The 19368-nt window shown below is 73.7% G+C and carries 17 protein-coding genes and 1 pseudogene; 10 read left to right on the top strand and 8 right to left on the bottom strand.

Features of this window, described 5'->3' with window-relative positions; translation table 11 throughout:
- Positions 1-213: 213 nt before the first annotated feature.
- From FB470_RS00575 to FB470_RS00560, 4 genes are all read right to left on the bottom strand, one after another.
- Complete coding sequence (locus tag FB470_RS00575; protein ID WP_306987819.1) at positions 214-1464, bottom strand: NAD(P)/FAD-dependent oxidoreductase; 1251 nt, start codon at positions 1462-1464, stop codon at positions 214-216.
- A gap of 66 nt (positions 1465-1530) precedes the next feature.
- Positions 1531-2403 (bottom strand): RNA polymerase sigma factor SigJ, encoded by an 873-nt coding sequence (gene sigJ, locus FB470_RS00570; RefSeq protein ID WP_306987818.1) that lies wholly within the window; start codon positions 2401-2403, stop codon positions 1531-1533.
- Positions 2404-2420: 17 nt separating this feature from the next.
- Complete coding sequence (locus tag FB470_RS00565; protein WP_306987816.1) at positions 2421-2570, bottom strand: hypothetical protein; 150 nt, start codon at positions 2568-2570, stop codon at positions 2421-2423.
- Positions 2571-2579: 9 nt separating this feature from the next.
- On the bottom strand, positions 2580-3263 hold the full coding sequence (locus tag FB470_RS00560) for a TetR/AcrR family transcriptional regulator (protein ID WP_306987814.1): 684 nt from the start codon (positions 3261-3263) through the stop codon (positions 2580-2582).
- A 106-nt stretch (positions 3264-3369) separates the two neighbouring features.
- Here FB470_RS00560 and FB470_RS00555 point away from each other — a divergent pair, with 106 nt between their 5' ends.
- From FB470_RS00555 to FB470_RS00545, 3 genes are read left to right on the top strand one after another with little or no spacing between them, the layout of a single operon-like run.
- Positions 3370-4854, top strand: coding sequence for a flavin-containing monooxygenase (locus tag FB470_RS00555; RefSeq protein WP_306987812.1), 1485 nt, complete (start codon positions 3370-3372; stop codon positions 4852-4854).
- Positions 4854-5651: an SDR family NAD(P)-dependent oxidoreductase gene (locus FB470_RS00550; protein WP_306987810.1), complete on the top strand. Its 798-nt coding sequence runs from the start codon at positions 4854-4856 to the stop codon at positions 5649-5651. The genes FB470_RS00555 and FB470_RS00550 overlap by 1 nt, the downstream gene beginning before the upstream one ends.
- Before the next feature lies 1 nt (position 5652).
- Positions 5653-6480, top strand: coding sequence for an alpha/beta fold hydrolase (locus tag FB470_RS00545; RefSeq protein ID WP_306987809.1), 828 nt, complete (start codon positions 5653-5655; stop codon positions 6478-6480).
- A 523-nt stretch (positions 6481-7003) separates the two neighbouring features.
- On the opposite strand, the gene FB470_RS00540 is transcribed toward FB470_RS00545, so the two are convergent.
- Positions 7004-7819, bottom strand: a complete 816-nt coding sequence (locus FB470_RS00540) for a DUF427 domain-containing protein (protein WP_306987807.1) — start codon at positions 7817-7819, stop codon at positions 7004-7006.
- Between the two features lie 362 nt (positions 7820-8181).
- Here FB470_RS00540 and FB470_RS00535 point away from each other — a divergent pair.
- The 3 genes and pseudogenes from FB470_RS00535 to FB470_RS00525 form a co-directional block, all read left to right on the top strand.
- Positions 8182-8427, top strand: a pseudogene (locus FB470_RS00535) (DUF305 domain-containing protein); the annotation flags it as partial.
- A gap of 205 nt (positions 8428-8632) precedes the next feature.
- Positions 8633-9127 carry a winged helix-turn-helix transcriptional regulator gene (locus tag FB470_RS00530; RefSeq protein WP_306987805.1) on the top strand — a complete coding sequence of 165 codons (495 nt, stop codon included), beginning with the start codon at positions 8633-8635 and terminating at the stop codon, positions 9125-9127.
- A gap of 184 nt (positions 9128-9311) precedes the next feature.
- Entirely contained in the window at positions 9312-9473 is a 162-nt protein-coding gene (locus FB470_RS00525; protein ID WP_306987803.1) for a hypothetical protein, read from the top strand.
- A 22-nt stretch (positions 9474-9495) separates the two neighbouring features.
- Here the strand turns inward: FB470_RS00525 and FB470_RS00520 are convergent, their stop codons facing one another.
- Positions 9496-9942 (bottom strand): sigma factor-like helix-turn-helix DNA-binding protein, encoded by a 447-nt coding sequence (locus FB470_RS00520; protein ID WP_306987802.1) that lies wholly within the window; start codon positions 9940-9942, stop codon positions 9496-9498.
- A 63-nt stretch (positions 9943-10005) separates the two neighbouring features.
- Here FB470_RS00520 and FB470_RS00515 point away from each other — a divergent pair, with 63 nt between their 5' ends.
- The 3 genes from FB470_RS00515 to FB470_RS00505 all read left to right on the top strand — a co-directional run bounded on the left by FB470_RS00515 (position 10006) and on the right by FB470_RS00505 (position 15567).
- The gene (locus tag FB470_RS00515; RefSeq protein WP_370876428.1) at positions 10006-10830 is read left to right on the top strand and encodes an endonuclease/exonuclease/phosphatase family protein; all 825 of its coding nucleotides are present in this window, start codon (positions 10006-10008) and stop codon (positions 10828-10830) included.
- A 90-nt stretch (positions 10831-10920) separates the two neighbouring features.
- Positions 10921-11436 (top strand): hypothetical protein, encoded by a 516-nt coding sequence (locus tag FB470_RS00510; protein ID WP_306987798.1) that lies wholly within the window; start codon positions 10921-10923, stop codon positions 11434-11436.
- A gap of 3 nt (positions 11437-11439) precedes the next feature.
- Positions 11440-15567 carry a cation-translocating P-type ATPase gene (locus tag FB470_RS00505; RefSeq protein WP_306987796.1) on the top strand — a complete coding sequence of 1376 codons (4128 nt, stop codon included), beginning with the start codon at positions 11440-11442 and terminating at the stop codon, positions 15565-15567.
- Between the two features lie 252 nt (positions 15568-15819).
- Here FB470_RS00505 and FB470_RS00500 read toward each other — a convergent pair whose 3' ends face one another.
- The gene (locus tag FB470_RS00500) at positions 15820-16551 is read right to left on the bottom strand and encodes a maleate cis-trans isomerase family protein (RefSeq protein WP_306987794.1); all 732 of its coding nucleotides are present in this window, start codon (positions 16549-16551) and stop codon (positions 15820-15822) included.
- Between the two features lie 55 nt (positions 16552-16606).
- Entirely contained in the window at positions 16607-17662 is a 1056-nt protein-coding gene (locus FB470_RS00495; RefSeq protein WP_370876427.1) for a LacI family DNA-binding transcriptional regulator, read from the bottom strand.
- A 160-nt stretch (positions 17663-17822) separates the two neighbouring features.
- On the opposite strand from FB470_RS00495, the gene FB470_RS00490 reads away from it, so the two are divergent.
- The gene (locus FB470_RS00490; protein WP_306987793.1) at positions 17823-19340 is read left to right on the top strand and encodes a sugar ABC transporter ATP-binding protein; all 1518 of its coding nucleotides are present in this window, start codon (positions 17823-17825) and stop codon (positions 19338-19340) included.
- The last annotated feature ends 28 nt before the right edge of the window (positions 19341-19368 follow it).

The raw sequence follows: 19368 nt of genomic DNA, 5'->3' as shown, positions 1-19368 counted from the left end.
GGGAACCATCGCCTCGGGAATCCGGAGTGGACCCGCCTCGGGTCCACCGGAGAGGAGGCTCACCGTGAGTGGATGGGTGAGGGTGCGCGACGAGCCGGCTGACCTGCACGGCACCTTCGTCCTGGCCCGGCCGCGGCGCGGCGTCGTGGGCGAGACCCAGCGCGTCGCGCACGTGTTCCCGCTGCCGTCCGAGCGGCCCGGTGTCCTGCTCGCCTACTGCGGGTTCGAGGGCCGTCCCGGCGAACTGGACCGGCTCGACCGCCCCGTGGGCATGCCCTGCGAGCGCTGTCTCGTCATCGCCGCCCGCCGCGCCGGCGCGGACACCATCCCGCTCCAGCGGGGGTGGTGACCGCTGGTGAGCGCACCGGCCCGGTAGTAGACGCCGAGAACCCCCGGCCGCCGCTGCGCGTAGGCGGCGCCCCGCACGATGACCTCCTTGTACCGGGCGGCGAACCGCCCGGTGAGGATCCGCTCGACCGGCGTGTCGTCGGCGCGCACGAACTGCACGAGCCCGGCCCGCCGCCCCAGGCTCACGCACTGGTTGAAGTACCGGAACCGGAACGGCCGCGCAGCACGCCCGGCCAGCCGCGCGGCGACCGATTCCGCGACCTGGTGCGCGGTGGGCAACCCGGTTGCGCACGCCATCCGCAGCTCCCGTCCGTGCTGGTCGCGCACGGCGGCCGCGTCGCCGATGCCGTAGACGTCCGGGTGCGACACCGAACGCAGCGTCTCGTCCACGAGCATCCGCCCGTGGTCGTCCACCGCGAACCCGGCGGCGCGGGCGAGATCCGGCACCCCGAACCCGGTGGTCCACACCACCGTGTCGGCGGCGACGTGCTCACCCCCGGTGAGCAGCACCCCGTCCGGCCGGACCCCGGCGGCCCGCACCCCTTCCCGGACCTCCACGCCGAGCCCGGCGAACACCTCGCGCAGATACCGCCGCGCCCGGTGGGACAGCGCTTCCCCGAGTACCCCGCTGGTGAGCAGCCGGACCTTGACCGCGGGGTGCGACTCGGCCAGCTCGGCCGCGGTCTCCAGCCCGGTCAGCCCGCCGCCGACGACCGCCACCGTGCTCGCCTCGGCCAGCCGCGCGCGCAGCCGCGCCGCGTCCGCCGGCCCGGTCACGCCGAACGCGTGCTCGGGAACCGGCGTGTGACTGCCCAGGGCGTACACCAGCACGTCGTAGTCCACCTCGGACCCGCCGGCCAGCCGGACCCGCTTGCTTCCCGCGTCGAGGCCCGTCACGCGGTCCACGACCAGCCGCACGCCGGTGCCCGCCAGCAGGTCCGCGAGCGGGTGCTCGGTGAGCTCCTGGCCCGCGGCGAGCTGGTGCAGCCGGACCCGCTCCACGAACCGGTCGTGCGCGTTCACCAGCGTCACGCGGGCGCCGGTGCGGCGGGCCGCCAGTTTGGCCGCGGCGAGTCCCGCGTAGCCGGCACCGAGGACGACGATGTGGGGTTTCATCTCCTGCTCCCTTCGACGCCCCTTGACCTGGGCGGCGCCGGGATTCGTGACGGGGAGTGAGGCAGATCACACCGGCTGGGCGGCGGCGAACGCGAGCTTGTCCGGGTTCACGATCGTCCGCGTCGCGACCACCCCGTCGTCACCGGGGTCGAGCACCACCACCGCGTACAGCGCGCCTGCCAGGTGCACCGCGAGACCGGGCTCCCCGTTGATGCAGCGCACCGTGAACTCGGCGTGCGCCGCCCGCGGGTCACGGGCCAGACCGGAGAAGTAGCGTGCGACCTTGTCCCGGCCGGTGACCGGGCGGCGGGCCGCGCTGACCTTGCCGCCGCCGTCCGACCAGGCGACGGCGTCAGCGGCGAGCAGCTTTTCCAGCGCCGCCACATCGCCTTCGACGGTCGCGGCGAGGAATCGTTCGGTGATCCGGCGCCGCTGCTCGGCGGTCGCGGTGAAACGCTTGCGCCCCTCGCTGACGTGCTGCCGCGCGCGCCGGTAGAGCTGCCGCACGTGGGTCTCGTCGAGGTCGAGGATCTCGCCGATCTCGCGGTGGCTGTGACCGAACGCCTCGCGCAGCACGAACGCCGCGCGCTCCGGTGGGGTCAGCCGTTCCAGCAGGACGAGCAGTCCGAGCGAGAGCGACTCGCGCTGCTCGGCGGTCTCCAGCGGGCCGAACTCGTCGCGGTCGGTGAACACCGGCTCGGGCAGCCACGGCCCGGTGTAGCGCTCGCGCCGCACCCGCGCGGAGCTCAGGCGGGTCAGGCACAGGTTCGTGACCACCTTGGTCAGCCAGGCCTCCGGCACCTCGACGCCGGTGCTCGCGTCCCAGCGGAGGTAGGCCTCCTGCACCACGTCCTCGGCTTCGGACGCCTCGCCGAGCAGCCGGTAGGCGAGGCCGAGCAGGCGCGGGCGGTTGGCTTCGAAGCGGGCGAGGCGGTCCACGCCCTCCAGGGTGCCAGTTACCGGCCCTGCTGCGGGTCGAAGTCGTCGTGCGGGTCGCCGGCTGACGTGCCCTGCTCGCCGCGCTGCACCTGCTGCTCGTCCTGCGATGCGTCCTCGGCGCCGGGGAGGTCCTCGCGGGCGTCGTCGGGCTGGGCCTTGCGTTCCATGACCGGGGTCTACCCGGGCGCGGCCTGCCGAAACGGTTCAGCGGGCGGGCTGGGGGTGCGGTAGATGGTCGTGAGCCACACGTCGAGCAGCACGTCCACGACGTCCGCCTCGGGTACCGCGGGCCCGTCGCCGCCGAACGTCGCGTACAGGACGCGCTCGTTCATGGAGTTCAGCGCGATGGCGAGGTCACGCGCGGGCAGCCCGCCGGGCGCGGCGCCGCGGGCGCGCTCGGCCTCGATCGCCTCGGCCGTGCGGCTGACCCACGTCTCCATCATGCCCGCCCACAGCTGCCGCACCTCGGCGTTGGTGTGCCGGGCCTGCGCGGCCGCGAGCGCGACCGCGCGGTGGGCGCGGAACGTGGTGTAGATGGCGTCGAGGCAGTCGCGCCAGCGCTGAGCGGGGCTGGGGCCGGGGTGGTCGAACACCGCCGAGGAGGCCCGGTCGGCCTCCTCGGTGACCCGGTCCAGCAGCGTGAGCAGCACCGCGTCCTTGGAGCGGAAGTAGAAGTAGAACGTCGGCCGGGAGATCCCGGCGCCGCGGGCGAGGTCGTCGATCGAGATCTCGCTCAGCGGCCGGTCCGCCAGCAGGCGCTCGGCCGTGGCCAGGATCGCCAGCTCCCGCTCGTCGCCGGTGGGCCGGGGCACGCGGCGACCGCGAGCCGGCCGGGGCCGGGTGGCGGACTCGGGCGTCATGCCGACACCGTAGCAGCTTTTCAACACCGCGTCGGCGCTCTCGACACGGTGTTGACCACCTCGACTTACTGTTGGTAGGTTCCCGGGTCGGACGAGGGAGGAAGCGATGCCGCTCGAACACGTCGATGTCCTGATCGTCGGTGCCGGGTTGTCCGGGATCGGCGCGGCCAGCCACCTGCAGGCCGAGTGTCCCGGCAAGACCTACGCGATCTTCGAGGCGCGCGGGGCGATCGGCGGCACGTGGGACCTGTTCCGGTATCCGGGTGTCCGGTCCGATTCGGACATGTTCACCCTCGGCTACTCCTTCGAGCCGTGGACCGAGGCGAAGGCGATCGCCGACGGCACCTCGATCCGCGAGTACGTGCAGCGCACCGCGCGCACCCGCGGCATCGACCGGAAGATCCGGTTCCACCACCGCGTGGTGCGGGCCGAGTGGTCGTCCGACGAGGCATTGTGGACGGTCGAGGCGAAGCGTTCGGACACCGGCGAGACGGTGCGCGTCACGTGCGGATTCCTCTACGTCAACTCCGGGTACTACCGCTACGACCAGGGCTACGCACCGGAGTTCCCCGGGCAGGACACCTTCGCGGGCACGATCGTGCACCCGCAGCACTGGCCCGAGGACCTGGACTACACGGGCAAACGCGTCGTGGTGATCGGCAGTGGCGCCACGGCGGTCACGCTGCTGCCCGCGATGGCCGGCGACGCCGCCCACGTGACGATGCTGCAGCGCTCGCCCAGCTACGTGCTGTCCCTGCCGGGCACCGACCCGCTCGCCGACAAGCTGCGCGGCATCCTGCCGCCGAAGGTGGCGTATCCCGTGGTGCGCTGGAAGAACGTACTGACCAGCATGCTGTTCTTCCAGCTGAGCCGTCGCGTGCCCGGGGTGGTGAAGAAGCTGCTGCGCAAGGGGGTCTCGGCCCAGGTGCCGGAGGGCTTCGACGTCGACCGGCACTTCGCGCCGAGCTACGACCCGTGGGACCAGCGGGTGTGCTTCGTCCCGGACGGTGACCTGTTCAAGGCCGTGCGGCGCGGCAAGGCCGACATCGTCACCGACACCATCGAGAAGTTCACGCCGGAGGGCATCCGGCTGTCGTCGGGGCGGGTGCTCGAGGCGGACATCATCGTCACCGCGACCGGACTGAACCTGCTGCCGTTCGGCGGGCTCGAGCTGGTGGTCGACGGCGAGCCGGTGGAGATCGGGAAGAGGCTGGCGTACAAGGGGATGATGCTCTCCGGCGTCCCCAACTACGCGTTCACCATCGGCTACACCAACGCCTCGTGGACGCTCAAGGCCGACCTCGTCGCCGGGTACGTGTGCCGCCTGCTCAACCACCTCGACGAGCGCGGCCTCACCACGTGCACGCCGGTGCCCGGCCCGTCGGTGACCGCGGCCGCGCCACTGATCGACCTCAAGTCCGGGTACGTGCTGCGCAGTATCGACAAGCTGCCCAAGCAAGGGCCGTCGGCGCCGTGGCGGCTGTTCCAGAACTACCCCCGCGACGTGCTGCTGATGCGGCACGGCTCGCTGGAGGACGGCGCCATGCGGTTCTCGCGGACCGTGAAGCCCGCGAAGGAGCGGGTGGCCTGATGCGCGACTACGTGTTCGACGGCGGCACGGCCGTCGTCACCGGGGCGGCGAGCGGCATCGGTGAGGCGCTCGCGCACGCGCTGGCGGCCCGGGGCAGCAACCTGGTGCTGCTGGACCGCGACGCCGAACGGCTGGCGACGGTGGCGAAGACGGTGGGGTCCACAGTGGACGTGTCCACGCACGTGGTGGACCTGGCCTCGGCGCAGGAGACGGCCGAAGTGGCCGAGCGCGTGCTGGCGGAGAACCCGCGGCTGACGCTGCTGGTCAACAACGCCGGGGTGGCGCTGGGCGGGCGCTTCGACCAGGTGACGCTGGAGGAGTTCGGCTGGGTGATCGACATCAACTTCCGCGCCCCGGTCCAGCTGACGCACGCGCTGCTGCCCGCGCTCAAGGCTTCGCCCGGTTCGCACATCGCCACCGTGTCGAGCGTGTTCGGGCTCATCGCGCCGGCGGGGCAGTCGGCGTACTCGGCGAGCAAGTTCGCGGTCCGCGGGTTCACCGAGGCGATCCGGCACGAGCTGGCCGGTCAGGTCGGGGTCACCTCGGTGCACCCGGGCGGGATCCGCACCCGGATCGCGCAGTCCGCGCGGGTCGGCAGCGGGGTGCCGGGCGGGATGGACACGCGGCAGTGGGAACGCGTGCTGCGGATGGACCCGGCGAAGGCGGCGGCGATCATCGTGGACGCGATCGAGCACCGCAAGCCGCGCGTGCTGATCGGGTGGAGCGCGAAGATCCCCGACCTGCTGGTGCGGTTGCTGCCGGGTGCGCACAGCCGGATCCTGGGGCGGCTGGGCTGACATGGACTTCGTGGACGTGCGCGGGCGGCGGGCCCGCTACCGGGTCGCGGGCGACGGGCCGCCGGTGCTGTTGTTGCACGGCATCGGCCGGAGCCTGCGGGACTGGTCCGAGCAGCAGGACCTGCTCGCCGACGAGTACCGCACCTACAGCGTCGACCTGGCCGGTTTCGGGAGGTCGGAACCGCTACCGGGACGCCACACGCTGGAGGCACTGGCCGGTTTCGCGGCCGAGTTCCTCGACGCGGTGGGGGAGTCCCGCCCGGTCCATGTGGCCGGGAACTCGCTGGGTGGCGCCGTCGCGATGCGGTTGTCGGTGGACGCGCCGTCGCGGGTGCGGAGCCTGGTGCTGGTCAACAGCGCCGGTTTCGGGCGCGAGGTGACCGCCGCGCTGCGCGTGCTCGCGGTGCGGCCGTTGGGCAAGCTGCTGCTCCGCCCGAGCCGCGCCACGGCGATGCGCACCGAGCGGGCGTTGTTCTTCGACCGGGCGTTCGCGACGGCGGACCGGGTCGACCACGCGCTGGAGCTGGCGCGCCAACCCCACGCGGCGCGGGTGATGCTGGAGACGGCTCGCGGCCTGGGCGGTCTGCGGGGCGTGCGGGAGGACTGGCGGAGGTCGCTGCTGGACGCGGTGGCCGCCCAGGCGCTCCCGACGCTCGTCGTGTGGGGCGACCGGGACCTGATCCTGCCGGCGATGCACCTGGACGCGGCACGCGCCCGGCTGCCGCACGCGCAGACGCGGCTGTTCACCTACACCGGCCACATGCCGCAGATCGAACGGGCGAAGGAATTCCACGACCTGGTGACCGCCTTCTGGGCGGACACGCCCTGAGCGATTGCGCCGTGGCCCCGGTTTCGCGGGGACCGGGGCAACGGAACACCCTCAGGGCGCTCCTGTCCTGGCCCCGATCCCCAGCCTGCCGCGGTCTCGCCGTGGCGATCGCGGCCTAGCACTGGACCGGGGCTCTCGCCCAGCCACCGGCAGAGCCGGATGATCTACGTCAGCGCGTCCTTCGTCGTGAAGTCGGACTAGCCGGCGGGGACAGGAGCAGTCAGCAGCGGTAGTAGATCGAGCTGGGGAGCCTGGGCTGTGGTGGTGGTGTACTTCGGCCAAGTGGCGGGCTTGCGAAGGCCGAAGTCAATGAAGGTGGTGGGCTCACGTCGATCCCAGCCGTTGACCAAGCGTTACAACCCTCACCCGACCGGACTCAGCGTTGCCCGGCCGGCGTCAGGTCCCGCCTCGGGGCTGAGCAGCTGGCCGGGATGCGTCGGCCTCCGTGCCGGAGGCGCGCCGTCCTGCGTTTCGGTCCGGGGGAGGGCGTAACCGGGTCACGCCGGGACCCGGAGCCGGCCGCTCAGGACCAGGGGGTGACCGGCCGCTCCAGGCGCTCCCCGTCCAGCGTCACATCGACGTGCTCGTCGAAGAACGCCACGTATCCCGCGATCTCCGCGGCGTCCGGCAACGGTTCTTCGTACGCCCACGCCAGCTCCCGCCCGCCGTCGGCCGCGGTCCAGTACCGCGCCCGGCCCTTGTACGCGCACGCCGACTCCCGGGAGGACTCCCGCAGCCGCGAGAAGTCCACATCGGACGGTGGCAGGTAGAACCGGGGCGGCAGCGACGTCTCGAACACCAGCCGGGGCGCCTTCGTGTCGGCCAGGGTGACGCTGTCGGCCTCGATGTGGACGTGCCGCGAGCCGCGCCGGACGTCGACGCGGTGGAACGGGTCGCGCGGGTGGGCCACGATCACCTCGTCCTCTTCCCGCCACTCGTCGAACGCGGCGAAGTCGACGATCACGTAGCCGGCCAGGTCGGGGTCGGACGGGCGGAACCCGGCGCCCTCCAGGACGATCCCGTCCAGCTGCAGCGTGAGCGCGGCGCCCTCGGTCGAGTGGGCGCCGAAGGGCGTCGACGGGTCCAGCACGCGGGCGGGTCCGAGCGACACCGGCCGCTCCGCCACCTCGGACGGTCCGGCGGGGCTGAGCGTGGCGCGGATGTCGTCGTCCGGGAAGGCGTACTGCGGGACCACCCGCCGCGGCTCCCACACCAGGACCGCGTCGCGCGAGTCAGCGAACACCTGCCCGCCGGAGGACGCCCGCACCCGCTTGCGCGTCGGCTCGAACCGCAGTTCGGGCAGCTCACGTGCCTGCCGGAGGCTCAGCTGCAGTGCCATCTGCCCACTGTCCGCCCCGCCGGGCGCCCCGTCAACGATTCAAGACGCAGGGCGAGATCCCGAACGACGCCGCGAGGATCAGCGTGAACGTCGCCGCCGGGTCATCCGCGGTAGCGGCCCTGCGGCTGCACGTTCAGCTCGTCCATCCGCCCCGGCTTCGCGGTCGCGGTGCTGGCGCAGGAGTTATCGCTGCGCGAGGAGCGCCCGTGGCGGCGAAGGGCCGGCGGCGGATCGTCGTGGCGGCGCTGCTCGGGGGTGCTCGGCGGAGCCTGGCGCGCCGCCGGTCGTGGTGCCCGGCGCGCCCGGCGAACCGGCCCGGACGATGCCCGCACAACGACGCGGATGTCGCCTACCTGCAGCGGATGATCGTGCACCACGGGCAGGCGGTCCGGATCGGTTCGCTGGCGCCGGCGCGTGCCGCGCGGGAGAACGTGACGGGCCTCGCGGCGCGGATCGCCGCGACGCAGGGTCCGGAGATCGCGACGATGACCGCGTGGTTGCGGCAGCGCGGGCTCGAGGTGCCGGGGGAGCACGCGCACCACGAGGTGGATCACGGTGCCATGCCCGGGATGGCGACGGAGGAGCAGCCGGCCGCGCTGGAGGCCGCGTCGGGGCCCGGGTTCGACCGGCTGTTCCTGCAGCTGATGACGGCCCACCACGAGGGGGGCGATCACTTCCTCCACGATGACCGCGGAGGTGCCCGGCGCGGGCTCGGACATCTTCGTGGAGGAGGTGATCGCGACGCAGACGGACGAGGTCGCGCGGATGCGCGCGATGGCCGGCTGATCACGCCGGCCGCAGTACCCTGCGGGGATGAGGCGTACCTCCTTCGCGCGGTGGCCGTGTTCCATCGCGCGCACCATGGACCTGCTGGGTGACCGGTGGACACCCCTGGTGCTGCGCGAGGCGTTCTACGGGGTGCGGCGGTTCGACGAGTTCCAGCGGACGCTGGGGATCGCGCGCAACACCCTCACCGACCGGCTGCGGCGGCTCGTCGAGGAGGGGCTGCTGGAGAAGCGGCCCTACCAGACCGAGCCGCTCCGCCACGACTACGTCCTCACCGAGAAGGGCCGGGACTTCTTCGGGGTCCTCGCCGCGATGTCCCGCTGGGGCGACCGGTGGCTCGCCGACGAGGCCGGCCCGCCGGTCACTCTCCACCACGAGGCCTGCGGGCACGACACCCACGCCGAGGTCGTGTGCGCCCACTGCGGCGACCCGCTGACCTCGGAGGACACCCGGATGCGCAGGGGGCCCGGCTTCCCGGAGCGGCTGGCTGAGCGGCCGGAGGTGCGGAAGCGCTTCGCCTGACCCGCCGGTCGACAAATCGGCTTTTTCGTGCGGGGTCGGCCGCCTGCGGGACAACAGGGCCGCCAGACGCGGAGCGAGACCCGGCCCGGGTCGAATCACCGCCCGCGGATGTCCGAATTGCGTTTGATGGGTGATTTCTTCGTGTCGTGGTGCGGCCGGGCTCGCCGAGGAGGATGGTGGAGTCATGGCGGAGCCGAACGTCTCGGGATGGGCCGCGGCAGGGGGCGTGCTCATCCTCGCGATCATCGCGTCGGCCGCCCTCGGCGACGCGTGGTACTTCCTCGCCGGGGTGATGGCCGGCCTCGGGCTGCTGGTCACCATCCGGCCCGGTACCCCCGAAGCCTGAACCATTCCCGTGCCCGGAACCGTCAGCGCGGCCCTCGCCGCAGGCGGTTCAGCGCGCGGTGCTGCCGGAGGCGCACGGCGGCCGTCGACATGGTCAGCGCCGACGCCGTGTCCTCGGCCGACAACCCGGCCGCCACGCGCAGCACGACCACTTCCCGCTCGCCCGCGGGCAGGGCGGTCACCGGAGAAATCACCTCCGGCACCCACCCGGCCGCGTCGACCTTCGCCGAGACCGTCCGGTACACCAGCGCGGCCAACGGGCCCTCCCACCGGGGCAGGGCGTGCAGCACCGCCAGGCACGCCTCCTGCGCCACGTCGTCGGCGCCCGGACCCAGCCGGGCCCGGCAGTAGCGCACCACGACCGGCGTGATCGCGGCGACCAGTTCACGGATCGCCGCGGCGTCTCCGGCGGCCGCCGACGCCACCACGTCCGCACCGGGAAACACCGTCGCCGCGGTCGGCACAGTCATGGCGTTCCCCTCCTCCGGAAGGGATACGCGTCAGCCCCGCGAACGGTTGCCCGCCCCGCTAAGGTGATCTTCATGCGGCTCGCAGCGGTGGTCGTCGCGGTGATCGTGGCTCTCGGCGCGCCCCCGGCGGCCGCCGCGCCCCCGGCCCGGCTCATCGTCGCCGGCTACAACATCCACGCCGGCGCCGGCGAGGACGGCGTCTTCGACCTCACGCGCACCGCGAACGCGCTGCGCGAGCTGCACGCCGATGTCGTCGGCCTGCAGGAGGTCGACGTGCACTGGGACGCCCGCAGCGAGTACCGCGACGAGGCCGGCGAACTGGCCCGGGCCCTCGGCATGCACGTGTTCTTCGCGCCGATCTACGACCTCGACCCGCCCGCGCCCGGCGCGCCGCGCCGCCAGTACGGCGTCGCCGTGCTGAGCCGCCACCCGATCCTCGCCGCCCGCAACCTCGAGATCACCCGCCTGTCCACGCTCACCCCGGACGCGTCCCCGGCCCCGGCCCCGGCGCCGGGCTTCGCCGAGGTGACCGTCGCCGTGCGCGGGACACCGGTCCGCGTCTACACCACCCACCTGGACTACCGGGCCGATCCGTCGGTGCGGCGGGCGCAGGTCGCCGACACCTGCTCGATCCTCGGACGGCTGCCCGGTCCGGAGATCCTCACCGGCGACTTCAACGCCGAACCGTCAGCACCCGAGCTGGCTCCACTGTGGACGGACCTGGTCGACGCGGACCCCCACGGCCCGACCTATCCGGCCGCGCAACCGGTGAAGCGCCTCGACTTCGTGACCGCGTCCCGGCAGTTCGGGATCCGCGCCGCGAGCACCGTCGCGACGACCGCGTCCGATCACCGTCCGGTGATCGCCACCCTCACCCTTTCGCGCTGATTCGCCCTCTCCGGTTCACCAAGGGTTCAGTGGATCTCCGTTCGGTCGTACGATGACGCGGGTCGCTGGGGGCAGGAGAGGGAGCCAGTCATGACCAGCACCACGCCGGAACCGGCGACGAACGGCAGTCCGGCCCGCACCGCCACCGTGAACCTGCCCTTCCTGCGCGCGGAGTTCCGGGCGCCGGACGTGCGCCTCCCGCGAATGCCGAAACCGCACCTGCCCGACCGCAACGAGGTGACCGCCGCCCTCCACACGGCACGGTCCTACCTGCCGCCGCCGCGGCAACTCGCCTACTACGGTGGCCTGGGCCTGCTCGCCGCGGTGGAGCTGATCGAGTGGCCGGTGGCCGTCGCGATCGGCGTCGGCACCGCGGTCGCCGGGCGCGGCAAGGGCGAGGAACCCCGGCCGCAGGACACCGGCAAGCAGACCGGCCCGCCCGGCACCTCCGAGCAGGCGGTCAAGGCGGGCACGGCCGGCACTCCCCAGCCGGCCACCGAGACCGGTGCACCGGAGACCGACGCCCCCGCCGTCGCGAAGGTCGCGCGGGCGCGGGCCGGAACGCAGAAGAAGGGTGGCGGCACGGGCGCGCGCGGCGGCGCGTAGGTCATGCGCCCGCCCTCCCCGTTCGGCGTCGCCAGATCCCTCACGACCGCACTGACCGGACGCCGATCCTGGAGTTCCGGGCAGCGCACACACCTGGAGGTCCGCGGGCTGCACGAACCCGGCACCGCGGCGGCGGCCCGCGACCTCGAACAACGCCTGACCGAGCTGGACGGCGTCCACGACGCGGCCGTCAACGGCGCACTCGGCCGGGTCGCGGTGCGCCACGACCCGGCCGTGCCGCAGCGCGCGCTCGCCGCCGTGGTCGCCGCGACCGAACGGGACCGGGGCCTGACCGGCACCGCACCGGCGAGCGATCTCCACCCGGCCAACCCGGCGCCGGCGGTGCGGGAACTGATCGCCCTCGGCACGAACCTCGCCGGCTTCTCCTACGCCGTCCTGGGCCGGGTCCTGCCGGTCCCCGCGCTGCCGGCCGTGGTACCCGCGGTCGCGTCACTGGTGGACTCCACTCCGGGACTGCGCAGCGGGGTCGAGCGCGCGCTGGGCCGTCCCGCCACGGAGGCCGTCTTCGCCATCGGCGGGGCGATCAGCCAGGCCCTCGCGCAACGGCCGATCGGCCTGGTGACCGACGCCGCCTTCCGCTGGTGCGCGCGGCGCGAGGTCACCGCGCGCCGCGAGTCCTGGGAACACTGGGAGCACCGCACCGGCGACCGCGTCGACCGGCACCGCGCCGAGCCCCTCCGCCCGCCGGACCGTCCGCGCCCGCGCCCGGAGGGGCCGGTCGAACGCGTCGCGCACGCCTCCGCGGGGCTCGGCGCGGTGGGCGCGCTCGGCACCCTGCTGGCCACTCGCAGCGGTCAGCGCGCCAACGGGATCCTGCTCGCCGCCGTGCCGCGGCCGGCCAAGGCGGGCCGGGAGGCGTTCGCCGCGCAGCTGGTCCGGGATCTCGCCGCGGCCGGGACGCTCGTGCTGGAACCGGCCGCGGTGCGGCGGCTCGACCGGGTCGGCCGGGTCGTCGTCGACGCCGCGCTGCTGCGCACCGGCCGCCGGGTGGCCGGCGAGGTGGCGGTCACCGGCGACGCCGACCCGGACGAGGTGACCACCGTCGTGCAGGATTCGGGCGGCGCGGACACCGACCGGGGCGACTGGACCGTGCGGCGCCGGGGCGACACGCTCGAGGTGCGGTACCGGGACGCGGTGGTCGCCTTCGCCGGCCTGGACGACGAACGGCACCCGCTCGCCGAAGCCGTGCTGGCGGCGGCGAAGCGCGCCGGGACGGTGGAGACCGCGGAACCGCCCGAGCTGGACGGCCGCGTCCGCGAGCTGCAGGCCGACGGCCACATGGTCGCGGTGATCTCATCCGACCCGCTCGCCACGGCGACGGCCGACGTCGGCATCGGTGTGCCCGGCCCGGACGGGACACTGCCGTGGCACGCGCACGTGCTCTGTCCCGGCCTGGAGCAGGCGTGCGGGGTGCTGGAGGCCGTCGAACCGGCGCACCGCGCGAGCCGGTACGGCGCGGGGCTCTCCGTGGCCGGTTCCACGCTCGGCGCGTTGTTCGGCGGTTTCGGCCCGGCGGCCACCGCGGGCACCCGGGCCGGTTTCCCGGTGCATTTCGCGACTCTGCTGGCGCTGGCCACCGGCCTGTGGACCGGGTCGGAGGCCGGCCGCAGGCCGTTGCCGATCCCGCTGGACCGCACGCCCTGGCACGCGATGTCCCCGGACGCCGTGCTGGCCCGGCTGGAGAGCCGCCACGGCGGGCTCGCCGCCGAGGAGTCCGCGGAACGCCGCCGCGCCGGGTACCGCGAACCGGAGGCCCTGAACCTCGCGCGCGCCTCCGCCGAGGAGCTCGCCGGGCCGCTCACCCCGGCGCTCGCGGCGGGTGCCGGGGTGAGCGCGAGCCTCGGGTCGATCACCGACGCGATCCTCATCATCGGTGTGCTCGGCCTGAACGCCGTGATCGGCGGGTTGCAGCGGCTGGGTGCCGACCGCGAGCTGCACCACCTGCTCGACACCAGCGCCCTGCAGGTGCGGCTGCGACGGGTGGGTACCGCGCTGACCGCGCGCGCCGAGTTGCTCGTCCCCGGTGACGTGATCGAGCTGCGCGCCGGTGACGCGGTGCCCGCCGACTGCCGCGTGCTGGAGGCCGTCGGCCTGGAGGTGGACGAGGCGAGCCTGACCGGCGAGTCCCAGCTGGTGGCCAAGAGCACGCCCCCGGCCGTGGCGGCGGCCGTCGCGGACCGCTCGTCGATGCTCTACCGCGGCACGGTCGTCGCGGCCGGGCGCGGCACCGGGGTGGTGGTGGCGACCGGTGAGCGCACCGAGGCCGGCCGGACCTCCCGGCTGAACGGCGAGGCGCCGCCGGTGACCGGGGTGGCCGCCCGGCTGGCCGAGCTGACCCGCATCACGCTGCCGGTGACGCTGGGCGCCGGGATGGCCCTCCTGCTCGCGGATCTGGCGCGGGGCAACGGGATCAGCCAGGCGCTCGGGCGCGCCGTCGGCCTGTCGGTGGCCGCCGTACCGGAGGGGCTGCCGTTCGTGGCGACGGTCGCCGAACTGGCGTCCGCACGGCGCCTGGCCCACCGCGGGGTGCTCGCGCGCAGCCCGTCGACCATCGAGGCGCTGGGCCGGGTCGACCTGTTGTGCTTCGACAAGACCGGGACGCTCACCGAGGGGCGGATCCGCCTGCAGGAGGTGTCCGACGGGCGGACCACGCGTCCGGTGGGGGAGCTGACGCCGGAACTCGCGGAGGTCCTGGCCGCGGCGGTGCGGGGGAGCCCGTGGCACCTGACGGGGGAGACGTTGCCGCACCCCACCGACCGCGCGGTGCTCGACGCCGCGGCCGCGCAGGGCATCGGGCCGGGTGCGGTGACGTGGTTGTCGGAACTGGCGTTCGAGCCGGCCCGGGGTTATCACGCGGTGCTGGCCGACACCCCGGACGGGCCGCTGCTCAGCGTCAAGGGCGCGCCGGAGGCGGTGCTCGCGCGATGCGACGGGCCCGCCCACCTGGACCTGGTGGATTCGCTGGCCCGGCAAGGGTTTCGCGTGCTGGCGGTGGCCGAGCGGCGCGCGTCGGGACGAGGCGACCTGGACGAGGATCGCATCCGCGGCCTGACGTTCCGGGGTCTGCTCGCGCTCGCCGACCCGGTGCGTCCCACGGCCGCGCGGGCGGTGGCCGATCTGCGGCGCGCCGGGGTGCGGGCCGCGATGATCACCGGCGACCACCCGAGCACCGCCGAGGCGGTCGCCACCGAACTCGGCCTGGCGGACGGGGCACCGGTCATGACCGGCGCCGAGGTCGACGCCGCGAGCGACGACGAGCTGAGCGAGCGGGCGCCCGGTGTCGCGGTGTTCGCCCGGGTGAGCCCGGCGCAGAAGGCCCGGATCGTGCGGCAGCTCAACCGCGCCGGGCGGGTGGTCGCGATGACGGGGGACGGCGCCAACGACGTGCCGGCGATCCGGCTGGCCCACGTCGGCATCGCGCTCGGCGCGACCGCGACCCCGGCGACGCGCCAGGCCGCGGACCTGGTGGTCACCGACGACCGGATCGAGACGATCACCGACGCGATCGTCGAGGGCCGGGCGATGTGGGCGTCGGTGCGGGACGCGTTGTCGATCCTGCTCGGCGGCAACCTCGGTGAGGTGGCGTTCACGGTGGGCGCGGGGATGCTGAGTTCGCGCGAGGCGCTCAACGCCCGCCAGTTGCTGCTGATCAACCTGCTGACCGACGTCCTGCCCGCGATGGCCGTCGCGGTGCGGCCGCCGCCGGACGCCGACCCCGGGCGGCTGCTGTCGGAGGGGCCGGAGGCGTCGCTGGGGGCGGTGCTGACGAAGGACCTGGTCGCGCGGGCCGCGACCACGGCGGGGGCGGCGCTGGGCGGCTGGTTGCTGGCGCGCCCGGTCAGCACGCCGGTGCAGGCCAGCACGACCGGGCTGGTCGCCCTGGTCGCCGCCCAGCTGGGGCAGACGATGGCGGTGCGCGGGCGGACTCCGCTGGTGCTGGCCGCCGGAGCCGGGTCGCTGCTCGCGCTCGCCGCGATCGTCCAGATCCCGGGGGTCAGCGGGTTCTTCGGCTGCCGTCCGCTGCTGCCGCACCAGTGGGGGATCGCACTGGGAGCGGCCTGCGCGGCGACGGTCGCCCAGTTGGTGGTGCAGCGCCTGACCAGGGGCTGATCACCCAGCGCGCGGTTCGCACGGGGAGTTCCCGGCGGGTTCACCCGCCCGAAACTCGCACTCTGCGCGCGCCTCATCCGCGGCAGCGACCGTGCCGGGGAAGGTTTTCCACGAACGCCAGGAGTCCCCGATGGCCGAGTTCCTCGCCACCGTTCTCGCGAAGATCGGTGCCAACCTCATCGAGTCGCTGGTGCTGCGCATCGCGCGGTCGCTGTTCGCGAACTCGTTCGCACCGGCCACCGCCTGACGGTTTCACAGACCGAGCAGGATCTGGTCCGGCCCCACGGCCCGCAGGTCCAGCGCGCGCAGCGCCGCCCACACCGTGGCCTGGTTGGCCGTCACGACGGGTTTGCCCAGTTCCTCTTCCAGCGGTGCGATGAGGTCGTAGGTGGGCAGGGCGGTGCAGCTGACGAAGATCGCATCGGCGTCGTCGCGGTCGCCGGTGCGGATCAGCTCCGCGACCTCGGCATACCCGGTGCCGGCGACCTCGTGCACGGGGATGCCCAGCGGCGTGCAGCCGACGACGTCGAAGCCGGACGCGGTCAGGTAGTCACGCAGCCGGTTGCCGACCGGCCGTTCGTAGGGGTGCACCACCGCGACCCGCTGCGCCTTGACGGTGCGCAGCGCCGACACGGCGGCCCCCGAGGTCGTCAGCGCGCGCGGGGCGCCGGCGTCCAGCATGGCCTGGCGCAGCGCGGCCTCCCCGAGCGCGCCGCCGACGAAGCTGCACGCGGTGCACGCGTAGATCACCACCTCGGCACCCACCGCGCACACCTCGCGGGTGGGCCGCCGGACGCTCGCGGGGCGGTTCAGCGCCGACGCGGAGTCGAGGTTGTCCCCCTCCGGGGAGCCGCCGGTGCGGGCGATGAACAGGCTCACGGTGGCCGGTACCCACCGCCACAGCTCGCGGTCACGGGCGAAGTCGTAGGGCGCGACGATGCCGACGCCCGTCTGGGGTTCCGGCCCCTGAACGTGGCGCGTCATGACCGCAGGCTACCCGAACTCCCGGGCATCCAGCGCGCGTCGCCGGCCGGCCCGGTCACGCACCGTGGCGCGTCGAGGCTCGCACCACCAGTTCCGGCGTGAACACCACCTGCTGGTGCTCGTGCCCCGGGTCGGTCGTCTCCTGCAGCAGCAGTTCCGCGGCGGTGCGGCCGAGCCGGCGGCGCGGCTGCCGCACCGAGGTCAGCGGCACGGCGGCCGCCGCGGCGAAGTCGATGTCGTCGTAGCCGACGATCGCCAGGTCGTCGGGCACGCGCAGGCGCAGGCTCACGCACGTCTGCAGCAGCCCGAGCGCCAGCAGGTCGTTCGCGCAGAACGCGGCCGTCGGGCGCAGTGACGACGGCAGCCCGGCCAGGCGCTGGCCCGCGGTGCGCCCCTCCGCGACCGTCAACGCGGACGTCGTCAGGTCGACCAGGTTCTCCGGCCCCAGCCCGGCCTCCTCGAGCGCCCGCAACGCGCCCTCGCGCCGGTCGCGCACCTGGCCCAGCGTGTCCGGCCCGCCGATGAACGCCACCCGTTCATGTCCCAGCTCCAGCAGGTGCTGCACCGCGAGCCGCCCGCCCAGGACGTCGTCGACCGCGACCGAGCAGTGGTTCCCCGACCGCCCGGTCCGGTCGACGATCACCACCGGGACACCGTGCGCCGCCGTCTCGTCCAGCACCGGCGAGTCCGGATCGACCGGCGTGATCAGGATGCCCTGCACCCGCTGCTGCTCCAGCCGGCTCAGGTAGTCGCGCTCGCGTTCGGCCCGGTTGGCGCTGTTGCACAGGAACAACGACAGGTCGGCCTCGTCCGCCGCGTCCTCCACACCCTCGGCCACGTCGGTGAAGAACGGGTTGCGCCCGTCGAGCATCACGTAAGCCAGGATCCGGCTGCGCCCGGCCCGCAGCTGCCGCGCCGTTTCGTTGCGCACGAACTTCAACTCGGCCATGGCCGCCTCCACCTTCGCGCGCGTGCGCGGGCTGACCCGGTCCGGCCGGTTGAGCACGTTCGACACGGTCCCCAGTGACACGCCGGCCGCCGCCGCGACGTCCTTGATCCCCGCCGCGCGGGGCTCGGGAACCGCCGTCCCATCCGTCGTCGTGCGCGTCACGTGACCCTCCAGTTGAAACGTGTAACAAGATCGATGTTATCGGATCGCGACTGAAAAAACGGCTCCTGACCTGCGCTGGAAACTTGTCGTTGACTTCGTGATCCAGCGCATAGTAGCGTCAGCGCGCCAGGTTTGTGAAACCTTTCATTCGGAGGTCGCGATGGTGCGGCAGGACCCGGGCACGGTGCCCTTGCTGGAGGTCCGCGGCGTCACGAAGTCGTTCGGCGCGGTGGCCGCCGTGCAGGGGGTGTCGTTCCCCCTCTACTCCGGCGAGGCCCACGCGCTGGTCGGGGAGAACGGCGCGGGCAAGTCGACCATCGTGAAGATGCTCGCCGGCGTCCACCGCCCGGACACCGGGACGCTGCTGGTCGACGGGCAGCCCGTCGAGTTCTCCTCGCCGGCCGACGCCAAGGCCGCCGGGATCGCGGTGATCTACCAGGAACCCACGCTGTTCCCCGACCTCACGGTCGAGGAGAACATCGTGATGGGCCGCCACCCGCGCAAGCGGCTGGGCGTGATCGACCGCGGGGCGATCCGGGCCGAGGCGGAGAAGCTGTTCGCCCGCCTGGGCGTGCGGATCGACCCGGCCCGCCCGGCGCGCGGCCTGTCGATCGCCGACCAGCAGATCGTGGAGATCGCCAAGGCGCTGTCGGCGGACGCGCGCGTGCTGATCATGGACGAGCCGACCGCGGCGCTGTCGCTGGTCGAGGTCGAGCGCCTGTTCTCGGTCGCGCGCAACCTGCGCGACGAGGGCGCGGCGATCATGTTCATCTCACACCGGTTCGAGGAGATCACCGAGCTGTGCCAGCGGGTGACGATCATGCGCGACGGCAAGCACGTCTCCACCGACCCGATGGACGAGCTGACCGTCGACGAGATGGTGCGGCGCATGGTCGGCCGCGAGCTGGACGCGCTGTTCCCCAAGCAGGACGTCACGCCGGGCGAGGTCGTGCTCGAAGTGGACGGTCTGACCCGCGAGGGCGTCTTCCGCGACGTCTCCTTCCAGGTGCGGGCGGGCGAGATCGTGGCGTTCGCCGGCCTGGTCGGCAGTGGACGGTCCGAAGTGGTCCAGGCGGTGTTCGGGGTGGACGAACGCGACGCGGGAACCGTGAAGCTGCACGGGAAGAAGCTCAAGCCGGGCTCGCCGCGCGCCGCGATGGCCGCGGGCATGGCGCTGGTGCCGGAGGACCGGCGTCAGCAGGGCCTGGTCATGGACCTCTCGATCGAGCGGAACGTGACGCTGCCGCGCTCGGGTGCGCTGGCCAAGCTCGGGTTCCTGTTCGGCGGCGGGGAACGCAAGGAGGCGCTGCGCTGGACCGAGCGCCTGCAGACGAAGTACGGCCGCCTCAGCGACCTGGTGGGCACGCTGTCCGGCGGCAACCAGCAGAAGGTCGTGCTGGCCAAGTGGCTGTCCATGGCGCCGAGCGTGCTCATCGTCGACGAGCCCACCCGCGGCATCGACGTCGGCACGAAGGCCGAGGTGCACCGGCTGATGTCGTCCCTGGCCGCCGAGGGCGTCGCCGTGATCATGGTGTCGTCCGAGCTGCCCGAGGTGCTGGGCATGGCCGACCGGGTGCTGGTGATGCGGGAAGGCCGGATCGTCGCGGAGATCGACCGCGAGGACGCGAGTGAGGACTCGGTGATGTTCGCAGCGATGGGGCAGGGAGCGGCGGCATGAGGACTGCTCGCCGGTCCGCGTCCGAAAA

It is taken from the genome of Amycolatopsis thermophila, assembly GCF_030814215.1.
GTDB classification, from domain to species: domain Bacteria; phylum Actinomycetota; class Actinomycetes; order Mycobacteriales; family Pseudonocardiaceae; genus Amycolatopsis_E; species Amycolatopsis_E thermophila.
The sequence above is the reverse complement of the archived record's forward strand: the minus strand, read 5'-3'. Positions and strand labels throughout refer to the sequence as shown.